General features: G+C 47.0%; 16 protein-coding genes. 2 read left to right on the forward strand and 14 right to left on the reverse strand.

The window, feature by feature from the left end:
- Positions 1-25 precede the first annotated feature (25 nt).
- Positions 26-2035 (reverse strand): helix-turn-helix domain-containing protein, encoded by a 2010-nt coding sequence (locus tag AC3RCI_RS17490; protein ID WP_492525793.1) that lies wholly within the window; start codon positions 2033-2035, stop codon positions 26-28.
- Between the two features lie 196 nt (positions 2036-2231).
- Here AC3RCI_RS17490 and AC3RCI_RS17495 point away from each other — a divergent pair, with 196 nt between their 5' ends.
- Positions 2232-3647 carry an amidohydrolase gene (locus tag AC3RCI_RS17495; protein WP_492525795.1) on the forward strand — a complete coding sequence of 472 codons (1416 nt, stop codon included), beginning with the start codon at positions 2232-2234 and terminating at the stop codon, positions 3645-3647.
- 234 nt (positions 3648-3881) lie between these two features.
- On the opposite strand, the gene AC3RCI_RS17500 is transcribed toward AC3RCI_RS17495, so the two are convergent.
- The 12 genes from AC3RCI_RS17500 to AC3RCI_RS17555 all read right to left on the reverse strand — a co-directional run bounded on the left by AC3RCI_RS17500 (position 3882) and on the right by AC3RCI_RS17555 (position 16371).
- Positions 3882-4169: an LbetaH domain-containing protein gene (locus AC3RCI_RS17500; RefSeq protein ID WP_492525797.1), complete on the reverse strand. Its 288-nt coding sequence runs from the start codon at positions 4167-4169 to the stop codon at positions 3882-3884.
- Between the two features lie 91 nt (positions 4170-4260).
- Entirely contained in the window at positions 4261-4446 is a 186-nt protein-coding gene (locus AC3RCI_RS17505) for a hypothetical protein (RefSeq protein ID WP_492525799.1), read from the reverse strand.
- A 266-nt stretch (positions 4447-4712) separates the two neighbouring features.
- On the reverse strand, positions 4713-5645 hold the full coding sequence (rbsB, locus tag AC3RCI_RS17510) for a ribose ABC transporter substrate-binding protein RbsB (RefSeq protein WP_095357431.1): 933 nt from the start codon (positions 5643-5645) through the stop codon (positions 4713-4715).
- A 14-nt stretch (positions 5646-5659) separates the two neighbouring features.
- The gene (gene rbsC, locus AC3RCI_RS17515; protein ID WP_371859932.1) at positions 5660-6622 is read right to left on the reverse strand and encodes a ribose ABC transporter permease RbsC; all 963 of its coding nucleotides are present in this window, start codon (positions 6620-6622) and stop codon (positions 5660-5662) included.
- Between the two features lie 10 nt (positions 6623-6632).
- Positions 6633-8114: a sugar ABC transporter ATP-binding protein gene (locus AC3RCI_RS17520; protein ID WP_492529935.1), complete on the reverse strand. Its 1482-nt coding sequence runs from the start codon at positions 8112-8114 to the stop codon at positions 6633-6635.
- Positions 8115-8128: 14 nt separating this feature from the next.
- Positions 8129-8530 carry a D-ribose pyranase gene (gene rbsD, locus AC3RCI_RS17525; protein WP_492472491.1) on the reverse strand — a complete coding sequence of 134 codons (402 nt, stop codon included), beginning with the start codon at positions 8528-8530 and terminating at the stop codon, positions 8129-8131.
- Entirely contained in the window at positions 8527-9408 is an 882-nt protein-coding gene (rbsK, locus tag AC3RCI_RS17530) for a ribokinase (RefSeq protein WP_336781947.1), read from the reverse strand. Before rbsK ends, rbsD begins: the two co-directional genes overlap by 4 nt.
- Entirely contained in the window at positions 9401-10390 is a 990-nt protein-coding gene (locus AC3RCI_RS17535) for a LacI family DNA-binding transcriptional regulator (RefSeq protein ID WP_492472490.1), read from the reverse strand. The genes rbsK and AC3RCI_RS17535 overlap by 8 nt, the downstream gene beginning before the upstream one ends.
- 186 nt (positions 10391-10576) lie before the next feature.
- Positions 10577-12682: a serine hydrolase domain-containing protein gene (locus AC3RCI_RS17540; RefSeq protein ID WP_492529937.1), complete on the reverse strand. Its 2106-nt coding sequence runs from the start codon at positions 12680-12682 to the stop codon at positions 10577-10579.
- 428 nt (positions 12683-13110) lie between these two features.
- Entirely contained in the window at positions 13111-14355 is a 1245-nt protein-coding gene (locus AC3RCI_RS17545; protein WP_492525801.1) for an MDR family MFS transporter, read from the reverse strand.
- 385 nt (positions 14356-14740) lie between these two features.
- A complete protein-coding gene (locus tag AC3RCI_RS17550; RefSeq protein WP_336781950.1) occupies positions 14741-15637 on the reverse strand; it encodes an aldo/keto reductase in 897 nt (298 codons plus the stop codon).
- 245 nt (positions 15638-15882) lie between these two features.
- Complete coding sequence (locus AC3RCI_RS17555; protein WP_336781951.1) at positions 15883-16371, reverse strand: GNAT family N-acetyltransferase; 489 nt, start codon at positions 16369-16371, stop codon at positions 15883-15885.
- Positions 16372-16542: 171 nt separating this feature from the next.
- On the opposite strand from AC3RCI_RS17555, the gene xerS reads away from it, so the two are divergent.
- Positions 16543-17637, forward strand: coding sequence for a tyrosine recombinase XerS (gene xerS / locus AC3RCI_RS17560; protein WP_095357422.1), 1095 nt, complete (start codon positions 16543-16545; stop codon positions 17635-17637).
- A 165-nt stretch (positions 17638-17802) separates the two neighbouring features.
- On the opposite strand, the gene mobB is transcribed toward xerS, so the two are convergent.
- Positions 17803-18342 carry a molybdopterin-guanine dinucleotide biosynthesis protein B gene (mobB, locus tag AC3RCI_RS17565; RefSeq protein ID WP_336781952.1) on the reverse strand — a complete coding sequence of 180 codons (540 nt, stop codon included), beginning with the start codon at positions 18340-18342 and terminating at the stop codon, positions 17803-17805.

The following is an 18342-nucleotide window of genomic DNA, read 5'->3' on the forward strand; positions in this document are numbered from 1 at the left end:
GAAAGTCCTGGCTAAAATTTTCCGTTTAAGTGTCGCTCAAATGGCAGGCCAGATAAATTTTCAGCCATTCGTCCGGCTCGTCCAGATTCAGTCCAAGAAGTTCTTCGATCTTGCGGAGCCGATGATACAGTGTGTTAGGATGTATATGAAGTTTCTCCGCTGTAAGGCCTGCAGCACGGTTTGCGGCCATGTAGGTTTTGAGCGTTCGCTCCAGCTCGCCCGATTGCCCGCGCTGTGAGCGAAGCGGTGCAAGCACGTCCCGCACGTACGTCTCGATTTCATCCGGATCTTGATTGATGAACAGACGGTTAATGCCGATGTCCCCGTAACGGATAATTCCCGGCCTCTCCCTCCGAATCAGGTAAGCGAGTGAACGGTTGGCTTCGTCATTACTCTTGGATACGTTCGCAAGCCCTATGTACAACCCTCCCACCCCACCGAACAACAGAGATGTCTGTAAGCTGGACCAATTATCCACCACCGACCTAAGTTTCTGCACGAATCGGTCTTGTATCTGCTCATCGGCGGCGGAAGCAAGAAGCGTAATCTTGTCTTGCGCGCTGAACAGCAGCAAGTTTGTTCGGCCAACCTCCTTCTCTATCCCTGAGATCAGCCTGCGGAACTCGCTGTCCTGCCGCTTTGAATCCGAGTTTTCTTCCGTCAGCTGTAAGATGCAGACAAACAGCGGTGCGTGATTGGAAAGTCCGAAACGTTTGAGCTTCATTTCTAGCTGCCTCGGCTCCTGGTGCAGCACGATCTCGTTGAACAATTCCTGATTTCCACGATAGTACATCTCGGTCAGGGAGTGCGTGTTTATCATCTCCAGGGCAACGACTGCGCTCCCCTGCTCCAGTACAACATAATCGAGCCTCTCCAGAGGGCGCCCGAGTTCGACGACAAAGCATCCGAGTAGCATGGAACGGTTCCAGATCGGATAGAGACAGTGCTTCCTTTCATCTTGACTCTCCAATGTTTGATATGTCGCTATGCTATTAAACAACTTGCGCAGCCTCTCCCCGGAGAAGTATTGGGATGACTCTGAACGGGGATACCATTCATCCTTGACCAGATCCACAAAGAGGACGGACAAGCCAATCATGCGGCTCATCGTTTGCGTGAACATTCCCAAATCGTTGCCTTCCACGGATAATTTTGTGAAAATATCGTGGATCTCGTTGCGCTTTGTCAGATAGCGATTCTTTTCCTCCAGCTCGTTGAACAGACGGGCATTAGCGATCGCAATCGCCGCTTGATCCGCGAAACCTTGGAGCCGATGAAGATCGCGCTCTTCCATTTGTTTATACTTCTTAGTTTGATGGACGAGCATGACCCCAATTTTGTCTGTGTTCATGGTTACAGGAACAGCCATGACCGCGTTCACCTTTTCTGGAGAGTCCTCAAACGCTTGGGACAAGCTCGCCATATTGTCCATAGCCACGTTATCCATTGCTTTTATGAAAGAGGGCGGCGACAAAAATATTTCTCCCTTTCCACTGTTAAAAATTTTCCCAGTAATACCTTCCCCCGGATGGACCCTAAACGCATAAATTGATTCTCCGACCCCCACGCTTGCCCTAGGAACTAGCTTGCCCGACTCCGAATTAAACATCATGAAAAAACCGCAATCCGCAGAAGGAATCACCTTCAGGGCACTGTGCATGATACGCAGAAGGAGCTCGTTTAAATCTAGGGAAGAAGTCAGCTCCCTGAGGCTGCGCAGCCATAACTCATCTTCTCTGCTTCGCTCAATGACAAGCTCTTCCAGCCACCATTCCCGGATAATCCAATGCAACCGGTCCTGCCAATCGACTTGAAGATCCAACTCTTTGGGATACAGAAGCAACGCCTCCCGGCACAGTGGCTCTTCATATTTGAACAGGATTCGCTTAGTTCCGTCGCCATGTTCGTCCTGCAGCTCCGGATCCATGCCAGGAGAAGTGATCCCAACCCCTTCAATAGACTCTCCTCGTCTCCAGCGGCGCCAAGGAGCTTCTGATCCAGAACGTGCCCATAGGCCATACTGTGAAGATTTCATCCAAGCCTCCAAATTCGATCTCAACTCTCGATCTTTCACATTCATCCCTCTTTTCATGTAATAATTCCTACCACACATTCTTATTTCATAGTGTATTCAAACAATAAAATCTTGTAAAGATCGTTGGATGAGACAATGTATTTGCCAATAAAGAGAGCTAAAATGTAACTATTCTTAACAAGGAGTTGAAGCCCTGATGAGCAAACAGGATATTCTCAGCTGGATTGATGATAACTCTGCAACCTTTACCGAAATGGCTAGGAAGATATGGGAGCATCCGGAGGTTGGATATACGGAACGTTTCGCCTCCTCGTTACAAGCGGACACGCTAACGAAGGAAGGCTTCAGCATTGCTTGGAATATCGGAGAAGTATCCACGGCATTTATCGCTGAATATGGGAATGGCAAGCCGATCATCGGCATTTTGGGTGAATTCGATGCTCTGCCGGGTCTGTCCCAGGAAGTCAGCTATACGGAAAGCCCTATCGTTGCAGGAGGTCCAGGGCATGGCTGCGGTCACAATCTGCTCGGAACCGCGGGTGTTGAGGCTGCGATTGCACTGAAGAAGCGTATGGAAGAGGAAGGTCTACCAGGAACGATCCGCTATTATGGCTGTCCGGCGGAGGAATTATTGTCGGGGAAAACATATATGGCACGAGAAGGGGCCTTCGACGACCTGGACAGCGTGCTGACCTGGCATCCCGGCAGCTCCAACATGACGGCCAATTTTAGCATGCAGGCGCTGACGGCGGTCGAATTTTTCTTTTCGGGTCGGACCGCACATGCGGCCGGAGCACCACATCTTGGGCGAAGTGCCCTGGACGCCGTCGAGCTGATGAATGTAGGTGCAAACTACATGCGTGAACATGTGCCGGACGGGTCGCGAATCCACTATCAGATCACTAACGGTGGTCTCGCGCCGAACATCGTTCCGGACAAGGCAAGCGTCTACTACTTTCTGCGTGGTAAAACCCGTCTGGCCGTTGACCAGTTACTGGAACGTTTGATCAAAACAGCACAGGGCGCCGCCATGATGACCGAAACAAGTGTGGATTGGGCTATTCGTGCCGGCTGCTATGATACACTCCCGAATGTGGCACTCAACGACCTCATGCACACCCAGGCTGAATTCGTCGGACCGATGTCCTTCACGGAAGAGGAAGAGCAGTTTGCCGTTCAACTTCGCGGAAGTATTCACCCCGAGGTGCTTGCCACCGGAAGCGCAATGACTCCGTCCAAGGAGAACCTACCTATCGGCTTCTTCAATCTCAAACAGACTTATGGAATGTCCTTAGGGGGCTCCAGTGACATCGGTGACGCTTCCTGGATCGTGCCAATGGGCCAGATCATGACTACGTGCGCTCCTGCCGGCGTCCAAGTGCACACATGGCAGGCAACCGCCGCCTTCGGCTCTTCCATCGGCATGAGAGGCATGCATTACGCAGCCAAGCTGATGGCGTTATCTGCGTATGACCTGCTCCTTAACGTTGATGGCATCATCGACAAGGCCAAAGCCGAGTTTGCATTAAGTACGAAAGGTGCCACATATAAGAGCTGCATTCCATTGGATGTGAAGCCGCCGTTCTTCAAGGAGACAGTCCCCGCCGGATAATAACCATCCAGACAACCAGCATGGGAGGTTGGCGATACAACTAGATCAAAGATTAGCTATTTGGGATTGTTGATAGAGTGAGCCCTATTAGCCAATAAGCCTAGACAAAGGATTCCTCCTATGTCTAGGCTTATTTTCATTAATCACTCCCCAAAAACGAACAACGCTGCTAATATAGTGCTACGAGGGGAGAGAATTTTGCTTTTAATTAAATAAAACTCACCTTCATATCGGTTATTCTTCTATGGTTTTTATTACTTTTGCCGGTATACCAGCCACAATGGTGTTGGCAGGCACATCTTTTGTTACTACCGCTCCTGCTGATACAATGGAATTTTCACCGACGGTTACTCCTGGCATAATGGTTGCTGCAATGGCAATCCAGGCTCTTTTTTTGATGACGATCGGAGTCGAAACGGTGGATCTTCTATGAGATGGCGAGATTGGATGATTGATGGTGACGAGATTGACCTTAGGGGCAATCAACACATAATCTTCTATGGTTATGCCACCTCGATCCATAAACGTGCAACCTTGGTTGATAAATACCTCTTTTCCCACCCGGATGTTTTGGCCGTAATCGGTGTAGAACGGTGGTAGTAATTCAAACGTTTTATCCACTTTTTCCGGTTAACTGGCTAAATAAGTCCCTTACTTTATTGGTGTCATGGTACCCCGAATTTAATTCTGCAATTAGCTTTTGTGCACGTTCAATAGCTTCGGGAATTTTATAAAACTCAGGGTCACTGATCGAAATGATTTCTCCTGAACGATCTCTCTCAAAAATATCTTTGCTCATTGGCGCTCTCCCTTCTTCCTATATAGCGTTGTAAGTATTTTTACCGTACCACTTCGATTTAACTCTAGGTCAACATCTATTTTAAGAAGGAGCAATTTCCTTTATTTAATCCTTCATTCGATCTACGGTACATCTACTTTTCATTTTCCTTCGAATGTCTCCAATCCAACTTACCAACAAGGTGAATTCGGCAATTCATACACCCGAACCGAGCAGAACAAAAAAATCCCGCCCTGGCGCTTAGCCAAAACGGGATGTCACGAGTACTAGTTGTTTGCATTTTCCTTGGTTACCAGCTTCAATTCTGCCGGGATGGACTTCTCCACCTGTTTGCCGTCCAGGACATCCAGAGCAGCTTGTACGGCCAGCTGGCCAATCAGTACCGGCTGCTGAGCGACGGTTGCTGTCAGTTTTCCGTCCTGAATGGATTTGATTGCATCGTCGTTGCCGTCAAACCCGATCACTGGAATGTCTTTGCCCGAGCTTTGGATCGCTTCGATCGCACCAAGTGCCATCTCATCGTTGTGGGCAAATACAGCCTGTACATCCGGATTTCCCTGCAGCAGGTTTTCCATCACATTCAAACCTTTGGAGCGGTCGAAATCGGCCGACTGTTTGGCAACCACGTCAAGCTTCTGGTCAGCTACCTCGTGGAACCCTTTACCCCGTTCACGTGTAGCGGAAGCCCCAGGCACTCCTTCTAGTTCAATGACTTTAGCACCTTCACCGAGCTGTTCAACGAAATATTCTGCTGCCATCTGTCCGCCTTTAACATTATCGGAGGCTACCAGAGCCGCTACCTCACCTTTGTCTGCGGAACGATCCAGTGTAATTACGGGAATGCCTACGCTGTTGGCAGATTGAACTGCTGTAGAGATAGCCGCGGAGTCCGCTGGGTTAATCAGGAGTGCATCAACACCCTGCTGAATAAGGTCATCCACATCGTTGGTCTGCTTGGCCGAATCATTTTGTGCATCCACCACGATAACCTCAATGCCTTGCTTTTGAGCTTCGGCAACGACTCCGTCTTTCAATGAAACGAAGAACGGATTGTTCAGTGTTGAAATCGAGAGACCTATTTTCTTCTGTCCTTTATTTCCGGCACCGTCCGGCTTTGCCCATTCAGGCGGTTCCAGAGAGCACCCGGCCAGAACAATAATCATGATCATGCTTACAAGTGTTAATGTCCATTTTTTCATAATTGTTTCTCCCCTTAAGCCGTTTTCTTGCGGTCCAGCAGGACAGCAATCGCAATGACGACACCTTTGACCACCATTTGATAGAAGGAGTTCACGCCGAGTAGGTTCAAACCATTGTTCAGCACGCCGATAATCAGAACACCAATTAATGTGCCGACAATCCGTCCGCGTCCGCCTGTCAGGCTTGTTCCGCCCAGAACAACGGCTGCGATCGCATCCAGTTCATAAGAAGTACCTGCTGTTGGCTGTGCGGAATTCAAACGAGATGTCAGAATTGCACCTGCTAGAGCTGCCAGCATACCTGCAAGGGAATAGATCATGATCTTCACACGTGTGACTTTGATACCCGAGATGATGGATGCTTTCTCATTACCACCAATAGCATACGTTTTGCGGCCAAAAGCCGTTTTATGCAGAATCGTCCATAGAATCACGAAGGTAATCAGCATCGTTATGGCAGGTACCGGAATACCCAACAGATAGCCGCGTCCAAACAGTTGGAACAGAAGACTGTCCCCGAGTCCTGTGATCGGATTACCATTCGTATATACAAGCGTTAATCCGCGGAATATGGTCATTGTCGCCAATGTTGCGATAAATGGAGCCATTTTACCCTTCGTAATCATGAGTCCGTTCACCATACCCATCACACCACCAAGTGCTACCCCGATGATGATGGACAAAATCGGATCCAGGCCAGATAACATCATGTTTGCGACAAATGCGCTGGATAAAGCCAGGATGGAGCCAACGGACAAGTCGATCCCGCCTGTCAGAATGACAAAGGTCATACCGAAGGCAATCAGTGCATTAATCGATACCTGACGCAGCAGGTTCAAGATATTAAGCGGCTCCAAGAAGCTTGGATTGAGTACGGATACGATAATAATGAGAATGATTAAACCAAGCAGCGGTCCTAATTTCTGTGTTACGCTCGATAAGCGGAATCCCGTTCCGGTTGTTTTGTTGTTCTGCATTGTTGTCATTTCACTGTCCCCCTGTGGCCAATGTCATAATGTTTTCCTGTGTTGCTTCTTCCCTGGCCAGCTCTCCGCTGATCTGCCCTTCATGCACAACCACAATTCGGTCACTCATACCCAGTACTTCAGGAAGCTCCGAAGATACCATGATGATGGCGACACCGCGTTCTGTTAGTTCATTCATCAACTGATAGATTTCACGCTTTGCTCCAACATCCACACCTCTCGTTGGTTCATCCAGAATGAGCACGCTTGGTCCGATACCTACCCATTTGGCAATAACAACCTTCTGCTGGTTGCCCCCTGATAGGTTACGCGCAGCTGTCTCCGAAGATTGCGTCTTGATCTGCAGACGCTTGATCAGGGTATCGACGAAGTCCTGTTCTTTTGGAGCTGAAATGAATCCTTTACTTGAGAAGCTGAACAGATTGGTCAGCGCCATGTTTTCCCGAATCGAGAAGTCCAGTACAAGCCCTTCATCCTTACGGTCTTCTGTGATGAACCCGATGCCGTGTTTCACTGCATCCGAGGGTTTACGAATGTTCGCTTTTTTGCCACGGACCAAGACTTCTCCACTGTCCAGGGTATCCAGACCAAAGATCGCTCTCATGATCTCTGTTCGCCCCGAACCCATAAGTCCGGAGAAACCAACAATCTCACCTGCTCTTACGTTGAAGCTGACATGTTGGAACAATCCCTTAATGCTTGCGTCCCGCACTTCCAGAACAACTTCGCCATAGGAAGGATTACGGGCCGGATAGCGCTCGGTTAACTCCCGTCCAACCATTTTCCGCACCACTTCATCGAAGCTTGTCTCAGGAATCGGCTGGGTATCTACCGTCCTGCCATCCCGCATGACCGTGATCCGGTCGCAGATGGTGAAGATCTCTTCCATACGGTGAGAAATATACACAATGGATACTCCGTTTTTCTTCAGTGCAGTAATCACATCAAACAACTTCTGAATTTCGCGTTCCGTTAACGCTGCAGTGGGTTCATCCATAATAATGACCTTCGCATCCGTCATCAGCGCCTTGGCGATTTCTATCATCTGCTGCTGTCCAACGGAGCATTCTCCTGCGGGCCGTTCGAGCGGGATTTGTACCGACAGCTTGGCGAATTGTTCTGAAGCGAGCGCTTTCATTTGTTTTGTATTGAGGAATCCTAAGGAAGATGTCATCTCCTTACCGATGAAAAGATTATCGAGCACCGTCATTTCGGGCCAAACGTGAAGCTCCTGATGAATAAATGCGATACCTAACTTCTCTGCTTCCTTCGGACTGCCGAAATAGGTTTCCTTTTCATCAATGGAGATCGTTCCCTGATCACGCTGGTGAAGTCCGATCAAAATGTTCATCAGCGTGGATTTGCCAGCTCCGTTCTCACCCATCAGGGCATGAACTTCACCTTCCCTCAGTTCGAAATCCACTCCGCTTAGCACCTGGTTGGTGCCAAATGCTTTATGAATGTTGTGCATCTGAATATGCATCATGCAACCTCCTTTTAACCAAAATGGACTCCTGCTTGTAAAATGCAATTGGCATAGGGTGTAGCTTCACCTGTACGAACAACCGCCTTAACCTGCCGGGTTAGTGCTTTGAATTGTTCGTGGTTGATGGAAGCATCAATGGCATCGTTGCCAAATTTATCTGTAACGAACTGCAGAGCTTCCGGATTGTCTTCCTTGATCTCTTCTGCCACAATTACTCTCTCAATGACCATGTCTTCTGCGATCAGTTCAACCACTTCCTGAAAACTTGGCGTTCCGAATTTCAAAGCCACATCAATCTTGAGCACCCCTTCCGGAACGGGGAGACCCGCATCCGCAATGGCAATCATGTCCGTATGACCCAAATCAGATAGTATTTTAGAAATGTGACTATTTAGTATGCCGTTTTTTTTCATGATAAACTCTCCTCCACTTCGTCTCTCGTCGGCATGCCGCCTTGTGCTCCAAACTTGGTCACGGACAACGATGCGGCACGATTGGCGAACCGGATGCTCTCCTGCAGCGGCTTGCCTTCCGCTAAGGCGACCGCAAATGCAGCATTAAATGTATCCCCTGCACCCGTGGTATCCACTGCCTCCACTTTATACGTTGGCACGAGGATTTCTTCCGCCCCGTCAAAGTAACGAACCCCTTTACTGCCTTCCGTTATGAACAGTTTGTTTGGGTATTTGCGCAATGCCTCAGCCGGACTCATGCCTTGAAAAAGGATTTCGGCTTCATGCTCGTTCGGCGTGATGTAGGCGGCATTGTCAATGACTTCCTGCGGCACCGTTCTCGCTGGAGCCGGATTAAGCAGCAGTGGCGTTCCGTATTCAGCACACAGGCTGCTCACACGGACAACGGTTTCTTCCGGAATTTCCTGCTGGATCAGTACGATATCGGCGTCGCGAAGCACCTCGGCCGCAAGATCTACATAAGAAGGAGTGACTTCGCGATTTGCCGCCTCGACGACTACGATACTATTATCACCTTCTGCCAATATGATATGAGCCGTTCCGCTTTCTGAATGTGTAACCGGTTTCACATTTTGCGTATTTACAGCATTTGCTTTGAAATTATTCAAAATGTCTTGACCAAAAGCATCGTCTCCTACCCGGCCAATCATCGTTACCTCACCACCCAGTCTTGCAGCAGCAACTGCCTGATTGGCTCCCTTACCGCCAGGTACTGTTTTGAAACTTTCCCCGAGGACGGTTTCACCCGCCCCAGGACGTCTTGAAGAAGTAACGACCAGATCCATGGAACTGCTTCCGATTACGCATATTTTAGCCATCTGAATTCACCTTTCTCGTTGTGCCTCGTTCGATAAAACTGACGGGCATCTGTATGTTTTTGTTCTCAATTGGAGCTTGTTCCACAAGCCCGATAAGTAATCCCGCCGCTTCCCTGCCCATCTCGTATGCAGGCTGGCGAATGGTGGACAATGCAGGTGATAACAGGCTGCTCATCGGAATGTCGTCGAATCCGATCACTTGCACATCTTCAGGAACCTTTCTCCCGATTCGCGAAGCCTCATGCAGTACCGCCATAGCTGCAATGTCATTGCTGGCAATGACTCCATCCGTGTCAGCAAATTTGCTGAACAGCTCTTCTGCCCATGATCCCGCTTCGTTAAAAGAGAACGAGGTCGTCTGGATCACATGGTAATCCAATCCGGCATCCTGGATAATTTCTATGGCTCCCTGGAAGCGATCCTGTGCTGGCTTGATATGTGACGGACCCTGCATAACCGTTATCCGGCGACTACCGCGCTTGATGATTTCTCTCGCTGCCAGTCGTCCGCCCTCTCTTCCGTCCGCATAGACAGAAGGACTATCCAGTGCAGTCCTGTCAAGAAACACAACAGGTATTTTTAATTTTTCATATATTGGAGAATGAGGGTAGTTCGTGGATGAAATCACACCTACTACGTTATTTTGGATAAACGTCTGGATGTAATCCTGCTCCTTCGATTCATCCTCATCACTATTTCCGAAAATGAGCCTGAAATCCTGCTCCTGCATTCGATCTTCTACACCCCTAGCTAACTGAGGAAAGTAAGGGTTTGCAATATCCGGCAGCAGCAGACCAATCAGTTTGGACTTACGTTTATATAATGAGCGAGCTACTTCATTAGGGGAGAAGTTAAGCGCCTTCACGGCATCTTCTACTTTTTTGCGTGTATCCGCATGTACATAACCCCTGTCATTGATGACCCTTGATACGGTGGCTACTGATACGCCAGCCAGATTCGCTACGTCTTTGATTGTTGTCATGATTATGTTCTCCTTATGTGTAACCGGTTACAGACATTAAATTATCATAGATCTTTTTATTTGACAATCATTTTCTTGCTGGAAATTTATCCAAGTTGTTCTGCGTTTACTGCTGCTATTGAATAGTTGAAGCCAAAAAACCACGGCAAGCGCGGCTTTTTGGCTGTTATATTATTTTTTTAACGTTTAATTTGTGTTGTCGGTGAGTGTAATTTCAAATGCTGAACCGATATCACCAGCAAAAACAATGATTCCATTCTCAGGAAGAACTACCTCGTTTTTACCGCTGACCACGGTGTGATTAATGGAAATACCTGCTTGGTTATACACGGTAAATGCACCTTTTGAAGGCATTTGGACCGTCATAACTTTACCTGCGGCTGTCGCAGGGATCGAGTACCAAGTGGCATAACCGTTCGCCTGGATCGTTGTCTTCGATTGATTTCCGGAATAGAGCGGCTTCACCGCGTCTTGGCTTGCGTATACCTTGCCCCCTGCTGTGACATATTCCACTCCGTTTTCCTTGAAGAATTCGTATTCCATCGTATCACGACCGGCCAAACCGGGAATTTGCAGCTGGTTCACAGCGAGGTTGGCATCTAGGATTGTATTGGTGTATACCAAGCCTGGCACCTCGTCAAACAGGTGAATCGGGATGATCGGTGTAGCACTGTCATATACCGTTGAAGTGTATTTCTCATTCACAAGAAAGTAACTTTTGCCATCACGTTTCTGCCAGGCCGCCGCAACATTCGGGGACAATTCACTCGTTTCCAGCTTCTCAGCCTTGTATTCGGAAGAAGCAATCTGTCCAAGTCCAGGCATGGATTGATACGAGCGTGACCATAAATAGATTTTTCCGTTATCCTCTTCAACGAATGCTAATTTTTCCGTACCTTCGTTGTTGGCGAAAGTTCCATCCGACGTATACATGTACTTTTGTTCAGGACTATTCGGTGTTAAAGGCGAGGACAAAATTAGTTGTCCATCAGCCTGCACATCAATATTCAGTAGCGAGCTGGCTCCCCCTCCATAGATACCCGAATACGCTGATAACCCGTTAGGCATCGTTGCGCTTACAGGTGTCCCAAATGACTTATCCGGCTTTCGTTCCGTAATGATATCCTTCTCCTCAAGTGCACCAAGCAGCAGTTCGGTTGCAATCAATTGATCCGTCGTACTTGTTCCTCCCGAAGAAGTAACGGCTGCAGCCATGTTGTATTTGGGAAGTACAATCAGAGAGGAATGGTACGAAATCGTATTTCCGCCTTTGGCAACGGCCTGGATGCCGTATTCATTGAAAGGAAAAAGGTTTACACTATCCCAGCCCAAGCCATAAGAAATAGATGAATCTGCGTCTTCCGGCCACAAGCCATTCTTGTATTCTTCTTCTGCCATCGCTTCTGCTGATTCATGCGAGAGAATCCCTTCGACCTCACCCGTAAAAATTTGCGCAAACTGAACCAAGTCTTCGGCTGTGGAATAAATGCCTCCCGAAGCAATCATGTTTGTGTTTTCCTGTGGAAGTTGTCCATTATGCAGGGCTGAATACGTCATGGCCATTTTGTTGTCACTAATCAGATCCTGTGGCGTTTTGGTGTTGTTCATACCCAGAGGCTCGGTAATATAGCGGTGCATAAATGCAGTAAAACTCATTCCACTAATTTGCTCAACCAGAATCTCGGCTAACGAAAAGCCGTCGTTACTGTAAACCGAATATGCTCCGGGATCTGCCTTTAGCTTTTGCGTTGCGAGTTGATCCAACAATGTATCATGTGCATACGTATCGTTATCCCCGAACAGGATGGCGCTGCTGCTTGAAGTTCCAGGGAGTCCGGAGGAATGATTCAACAGCATTCGCGTTGTGATTTCTTTGTAACGTTCATCCTCCATTTTGAAATCAGGGATATAATGTATGACTGGTACATCCAGATCGATTTCCCCTTCATCTACCAACTTCATCACAGCAGTAGTAACTACCATTTTGCTGGTTGAACCTATGCCATAGATCGTATCTGCGGTAAGAGGTACGGTGTTATTCTGGTCATTCTTGCCGGCTTGCCCGGAAATTACGATTTCACCATCATCTATGAGTGCATACTGTACGCTTGTTGTGCCATAGGTTTCGGTAAGAATTTGGGCTTTCTCAATCACTGCTTTTTTAGTCATCTCGTACGTAACATCATTGACGTTACTTACCGGAGCAGCCATAGCAGACATTGGACTAAGTATGGCAAACACCAGCGTTACGGCTGTAATTGAAGTTCGTTTCTTGATGGACAATCTTATCATCTCCTGTTTTTCTGTGTTGGCTACCATCAGGTGGCTTCAAAATTAGTGTACTTAAGGAAAATGTACTGCCCGTGTCATCCATATGAACTGAATATGAACTGCAAAAAGCCGCGAATGCGGCATGATCAAGACACCCATCAACGACGTTATTAAAGTTCCAAAATATTGGTACAATTTACTTTCATTCTACTTTCGTTAGACTCTCGAATATTTTTCTTGACTTTTACTCATGGATAATGATGTTCGTTTTAACTTTTCGGGAGCGCAAGTGCAGCTTAATTGTAGGTCGCAACAAGGTACGGAAAATGGTTTTATTATTGTGAATTTTTCATATGTTGAAATATTATAGTTATATAGCAAAAAAAGAACCTTCGGACTCACATTAAAGTGATTTGAAGGTTTTTGAATTTTTACAAATACGCATCCTACTAGTTTTCCATTGCGTTTTCCTTCGTTCGTTGCTGTTCCCTTATCTGCATGCGTTGATATGCAATCCATAAAAATGGAACACCACATATGGCACTTATCGCAATAGGTGCAAAGACTAGCATTGGTTGGTTAGCACCGAAGCTGTCCAGCAAAAAGCCGCCCAGGATTGGAGCACTGACGTTGCCCAGATTGTTGAATCCGATCATGCCGAAATATGTCCCTTTCAGTTCCGGCTTCGCAATCCGATCCACCAGAACATCCATCAGCGTAAACATGAGTACTTCTCCTACCGTAAAAATAACAACTGCCGCTACCAGCATCCATGGGCTTTGCGCCAATCCAAACAGCAGCAGACTGACAGATACCATAATATTGCCTGTAATAAGCGGCACTACAGGTGGAAAGCGACTCGCGATACGAACCACCGGAAATTGAACGGCAAGAACAACCACTGCGTTTAAGGAAAGCATGTATCCAAACCATTTCGCACCATCAGTCATATTCGGGTTAATCGCCATGAACTGAGGTAGCGTCGAGCTAAAGTGTCCGTACCCGAGCACACAAAAGATGGTACCAATCAAAACAAACATAAAAACAGGATCCCCACTTGTTATGCGGAATGCTTGTTTCAAACGGATCGGCTCCGCCGTCCCCGTACTCTGCTCGTTCTGCTTCAGAGGATGAAGAATAAACTGAACAATTAATAGAATACCGTAAGCTATGTATACTCCTCCAGCGACCAGAAAGGACAAATTGGAATCCGATAATCCCAAATACAGTCCCAGCAGCGGTCCAAACACAACACCCAGATTTATCGCTGCATACCTCAGATTAAATACTAGCAGTTTGCTTGACGGTGGTGTGATATCCGATAACAACGCCCTGGATGTCGGTTCAAATAACGCCCGGCAGATGCCGTTGAGTGCATTCATGATAAAGAACAGCCATATCTGATCCGATAGGGCAAACCCAATAAATACGAGCGCCCAGCCAAATACTGACATGAACAACACTTTTTTACGACCAATTCGGTCAGAGATGTATCCACCATAGAAGCTGGCAAAAACACCAACGAGCGCGCTCACGGCCACGATTATACCTGTCTGGGTTGGAGACGCCCCCATCTGCTGTATCAAATAGATGGACAGAAATGGAATGCTCATGGAAGTCGCCATACGTCCAAAAATGGTACCTACGATAATCGTCCATGCCAATGGATGAATTTGTTTTAACTGTGAAGCCATGCTGTTCCCCCTTGTTGACCACTCCTGATTTTACATGTTCTTATCAACATATGTATGAATTCTATTATACGGCCCGTCGACTTACTAGAGGGACATTTTATTTGAAAAACGGACTTGACTTTTTACGTTTAGGTTTAATCCTCACCCTTTTTCTCGTAACTGGCTTTCACAGTATCTATATCTAGTGCGGATACACAGAGAGCGTTTATTATTGTGAATTTTTCATATGTTGTAATATTATAATCATTATATTTTCAAATTTTTCTTCTATTGTTTTGCCTGTCTCCTTTAGCTTGGATGCCTGGATTCCACTAAAAAAAGCCGCTCAAGGGCGGCTTTTCTAAAATGGACGGTTCTCTGTCGAACCGTTTGCTCTATTCTTCCATTACGTACGTCCGGTCCAATCCGCTCCGGCGACTTCTTTCCATCGTGCCCTGATTTCATCGTACAGCTCCTGCGGAAGTGATCCTTTTGCGACCAGATCAGCATTTTGCTGCCACCGGTTTGGCTTCGTTGTTCCAACAATCGCTGTATCGACGCCCTCCGTACTTAACGTGAAACGAAGGGCCGTTTCAACTGCCGCTTGCACATCATTACCTGTCAGAAAACCGTAGCCCAGCTCCTGCAACCGTCTCCAATATACGAATGGATAGGCATCTTCGGGGAGCGTGTCAAACGTCCATGCTGCATTGGCAATCGGTCGTTTGGCAATGACACCCATGTTTCTTTTTCTCGCCTTCGGCAGTGTCAAATCAATCGCTTCCTGGTCTGCAATATTTAGCGAAGTTTCCAAACTGTCGAACACCCCGGTTTCAATCGCGTACAACGCGTCCGTTGTGTCCCCGCTGTACCCGATAAACCTGGTCTTTCCGGCTTCCTTGGCTCGCTGCAGCACTTCAATTACCGCCCCTTGCCGGAGAACTTCCTCAGAGCAGCTATGCAAATGAATGACATCCACATATTCCGTTTTGAGTCTTCTCAGACTGCGGTCAATCGTTTGCTCCAGCACCTTGGGATCCCAATCAGGTCCATCTACCCCGGCAGCATGTCCGCATTTGGTAAACAAATAATAGTCATCACGCCGATGCGAAAGTACATCCCCAATCAATTCCTCACTGTTCCCATAACATTCGGCGGTATCAATGACATTTAAACCGGCATCCAAAGCGGTATTCAAAAGTGTTTCCACGTCTTGTTTGGATACGTTGCTTCCGATTTCGGATCCACCAAATCCGAGCGTGCTTACTTTCATGCCTGTGTTTCCATATTCGCGCAGTTCCATGATTGATTCCTCCGAGCCTCGTTAATATAGGTACAACTTATGAAAGCTTGACAACTCTATGGGTTATTACCCGTTAGACGAACATCGCACCCACTTTAGATCTAATTTCTCGAACAAACATTTAAAATCCGTATAAGAAGAGTGCCCTCTTTTCTTGCAAATGACAGATAGGATCTAATCGTGTCACACGCTCCTAATTCAATCCAATATGTATGAATGACAGTCGATTAGTTCATCACCTGCGGTTACGTTACAAAAAACTGGCTCGGATTACCGAGCTCCGGATGAAATTTCTCACGAAATCTTCCTCCTGTGTAGGCTCCGATCACTTTCCTCCAGAACGCCTGAGCGATCACATTGTTGCGCACCTGCGTTACTTTCCATCTTCCCGGAAAACGATGAAACAGCTCGTGTGCCGCTTGAGTCCCTATTCCGCTCCGCCGATATTTTTGCATGACAAAGAACTCAGTTAAATAATAATCGTTATCCTTGCTGCCAGGCTCGAAGCGCTCCACCAGTGCAAAACCGGCCGGGGCTCCATCACACGTGATGAGAAATGCAAATTTACGGTCTTTCTCCTCCCAAAATGCTTCCAAACCGGGATACTCCGGAAAAATGCCATTGCTGTCCACATCGATATTCAGATATTTTGTAAAATCATATAGATAAAACTGCATTAAATGCCGAATTACCTGACTCCGTTCCCGAGGAACCAGCTCGATTTGCATATTCATCCGGTTCACCTCCTCTGCTTAACTTATACTAGTTACTTTAAAGGTTTGTAAAGCGAAGGGCAAGAATACAGCCCTCTTCTGTACTATTCCGTGAACAGGCTGTGACCAAGCAAATTATGGTACACTAGGACATAGAAGATTCGAAGAAGAATTAACCAGGAGGTGCCGAACTTGACCAATGTGCAAAAAGAGATTGATCGACGCAAGCTGGATGACAAACTGCCTTCCATGCCTTGGTTCGTTCAGCAATTCATTGATTATAAGCTGCCCGATTTATCACCCTCTACCCTGCTGGAGTACTTAAGGGACTATGATACTTTTTTCAGTTGGCTGCGTGCTGAAGGATTATCCCAGGCAGAATCTAACCGGGAAGTGACGTTAACTGAACTTGAAGTGTTACGGATGGATTCGGTAACCTCGTTCCGATTGTTCCTCGCTACTAAACGCGAAGGAGCCAATTCGAGAATTACGGTATCCCGCAAACTGTCCTCTCTGCGATCCCTCTTTCATTATTTGAGCCAAATTGCCGAAGATGAAGATTTCTATCCGCTGCTGAAACGAAATATTATGGCCAAGATTGAGATCAAACGCACACACAAGCCAAAGGACACTGCGGCGAAGCTCAAAGGGAAACTATTAGAGGATGAGGAGCTGCTTGAGTTCATCGGATATATCCTCGAAGGATATGCAGTCGACATGCAAAAAAACAAACAAGCTCTATACTCCCATGAACTCAACAAAGAACGGGATGCTTGCATCGCCAGTCTTATTCTCAATTCCGGACTGCGGGTATCCGAAGTGGTTAACCTAAATGTCGATGATCTGGATTTGAATAATAAACTGTTATATGTTTACCGCAAAGGTAACAACGATGAAACGTTCAAAACACCCGTATATTTCAGGGAGCAGGCCAAGGATGAACTGGCCAACTACATGCAGCTCCGGCAATCAAGGTATCGCACACCCAAACGGGAAAAAGGATTATTCATTGCGCTTCGTAACGGTGAGTCTGAAGGCAGTCGAATGACCAAACGTGCGATTCAGGCCATGATTATGAAATATGCCAAATGTTTTGGCAAACCGTATCTGACGGTGCATAAGCTGCGGCATTCCTTTGCGACAGACTATTACCTGCAAAATGATATTTATAAAACAAAGGAACAGCTTGGGCACGCCTCGACAGAAACGACCGAAATTTATGCACATCTTACGGACAAAACGATGTCTGAAGCCATTGAGCGTCGTTCAGAAGGTACGGGTTCATAAGATGCTCCCATACCAAAAAACAGCGGATACTTTTTACTGATAACCAGTAAGAATATCCGCTGTTTTTTCGTTTATTCAAAATTATTTTTGATAACGAACTGTAGAGTTTGCTGAAATGAACCTGGATTACTCTTTCGATCACACCAAGTTCTTCCACGTCCTTGACTACTCTTTATTCACATGTTCCAGCAACCATCGAGCAATAAATTCTGGCTCCTGCACAGAATGCCAAACCACATCGCTGAGCGGATCAGGTTCACTGCATGAGGATTGCAAGGATTCTCTCGGAAACCAGGAAACAACTGCCATCACTCCCTTTAGCTTCTGAAGTATAGCTAGATGTTGTTCTTCACGAATCATCACCAGTTTGGGGTAAGGTGCCGCTTTGTATCCTTCAATCAGAATCCAGTCGTAATCCGATAGACGAGTCAGCATCGTCTCCAGACTGGTTGGCTGCTGCTCGATGATAGCCGTTCGCTTTTCCGACATTACTACCACGGCGGAAGCTCCCGCCTGATTGAAACGAAATGAATCTGTTCCTTCATGATCCATCTGGAAATGATCGTGTCCGTCATGCTTAATGACGGCAACCCGTAACCCTTCCGAAGAAAGATATCTTGTGAGTTCTGCAGTTAAGGTGCTTTTCCCCGTATTTTTGTATCCCACGATCTGCACAATATGTGGAAGTGTCCTTTTGTTGACCAT

The sequence above is a fragment of the Paenibacillus sp. MT124 genome, assembly GCF_058792755.1.

Bases quoted from the DNA above. Each gene is read 5' to 3' on its own strand.
- AC3RCI_RS17490 (WP_492525793.1), bottom strand. From the start codon at position 2,035: ATGAAATCTTCACAGTATGGCCTATGGGCACGTTCTGGATCAGAAGCT.
- AC3RCI_RS17495 (WP_492525795.1), top strand. From the start codon at position 2,232: ATGAGCAAACAGGATATTCTCAGCTGGATTGATGATAACTCTGCAACC.
- AC3RCI_RS17500 (WP_492525797.1), bottom strand. From the start codon at position 4,169: ATGGATCGAGGTGGCATAACCATAGAAGATTATGTGTTGATTGCCCCT.
- AC3RCI_RS17505 (WP_492525799.1), bottom strand. From the start codon at position 4,446: ATGAGCAAAGATATTTTTGAGAGAGATCGTTCAGGAGAAATCATTTCG.
- rbsB (WP_095357431.1), bottom strand. From the start codon at position 5,645: ATGAAAAAATGGACATTAACACTTGTAAGCATGATCATGATTATTGTT.
- rbsC (WP_371859932.1), bottom strand. From the start codon at position 6,622: ATGCAGAACAACAAAACAACCGGAACGGGATTCCGCTTATCGAGCGTA.
- AC3RCI_RS17520 (WP_492529935.1), bottom strand. From the start codon at position 8,114: ATGCATATTCAGATGCACAACATTCATAAAGCATTTGGCACCAACCAG.
- rbsD (WP_492472491.1), bottom strand. From the start codon at position 8,530: ATGAAAAAAAACGGCATACTAAATAGTCACATTTCTAAAATACTATCT.
- rbsK (WP_336781947.1), bottom strand. From the start codon at position 9,408: ATGGCTAAAATATGCGTAATCGGAAGCAGTTCCATGGATCTGGTCGTT.
- AC3RCI_RS17535 (WP_492472490.1), bottom strand. From the start codon at position 10,390: ATGACAACAATCAAAGACGTAGCGAATCTGGCTGGCGTATCAGTAGCC.
- AC3RCI_RS17540 (WP_492529937.1), bottom strand. From the start codon at position 12,682: ATGATAAGATTGTCCATCAAGAAACGAACTTCAATTACAGCCGTAACG.
- AC3RCI_RS17545 (WP_492525801.1), bottom strand. From the start codon at position 14,355: ATGGCTTCACAGTTAAAACAAATTCATCCATTGGCATGGACGATTATC.
- AC3RCI_RS17550 (WP_336781950.1), bottom strand. From the start codon at position 15,637: ATGGAACTGCGCGAATATGGAAACACAGGCATGAAAGTAAGCACGCTC.
- AC3RCI_RS17555 (WP_336781951.1), bottom strand. From the start codon at position 16,371: ATGAATATGCAAATCGAGCTGGTTCCTCGGGAACGGAGTCAGGTAATT.
- mobB (WP_336781952.1), bottom strand. From the start codon at position 18,342: ATGGTCAACAAAAGGACACTTCCACATATTGTGCAGATCGTGGGATAC.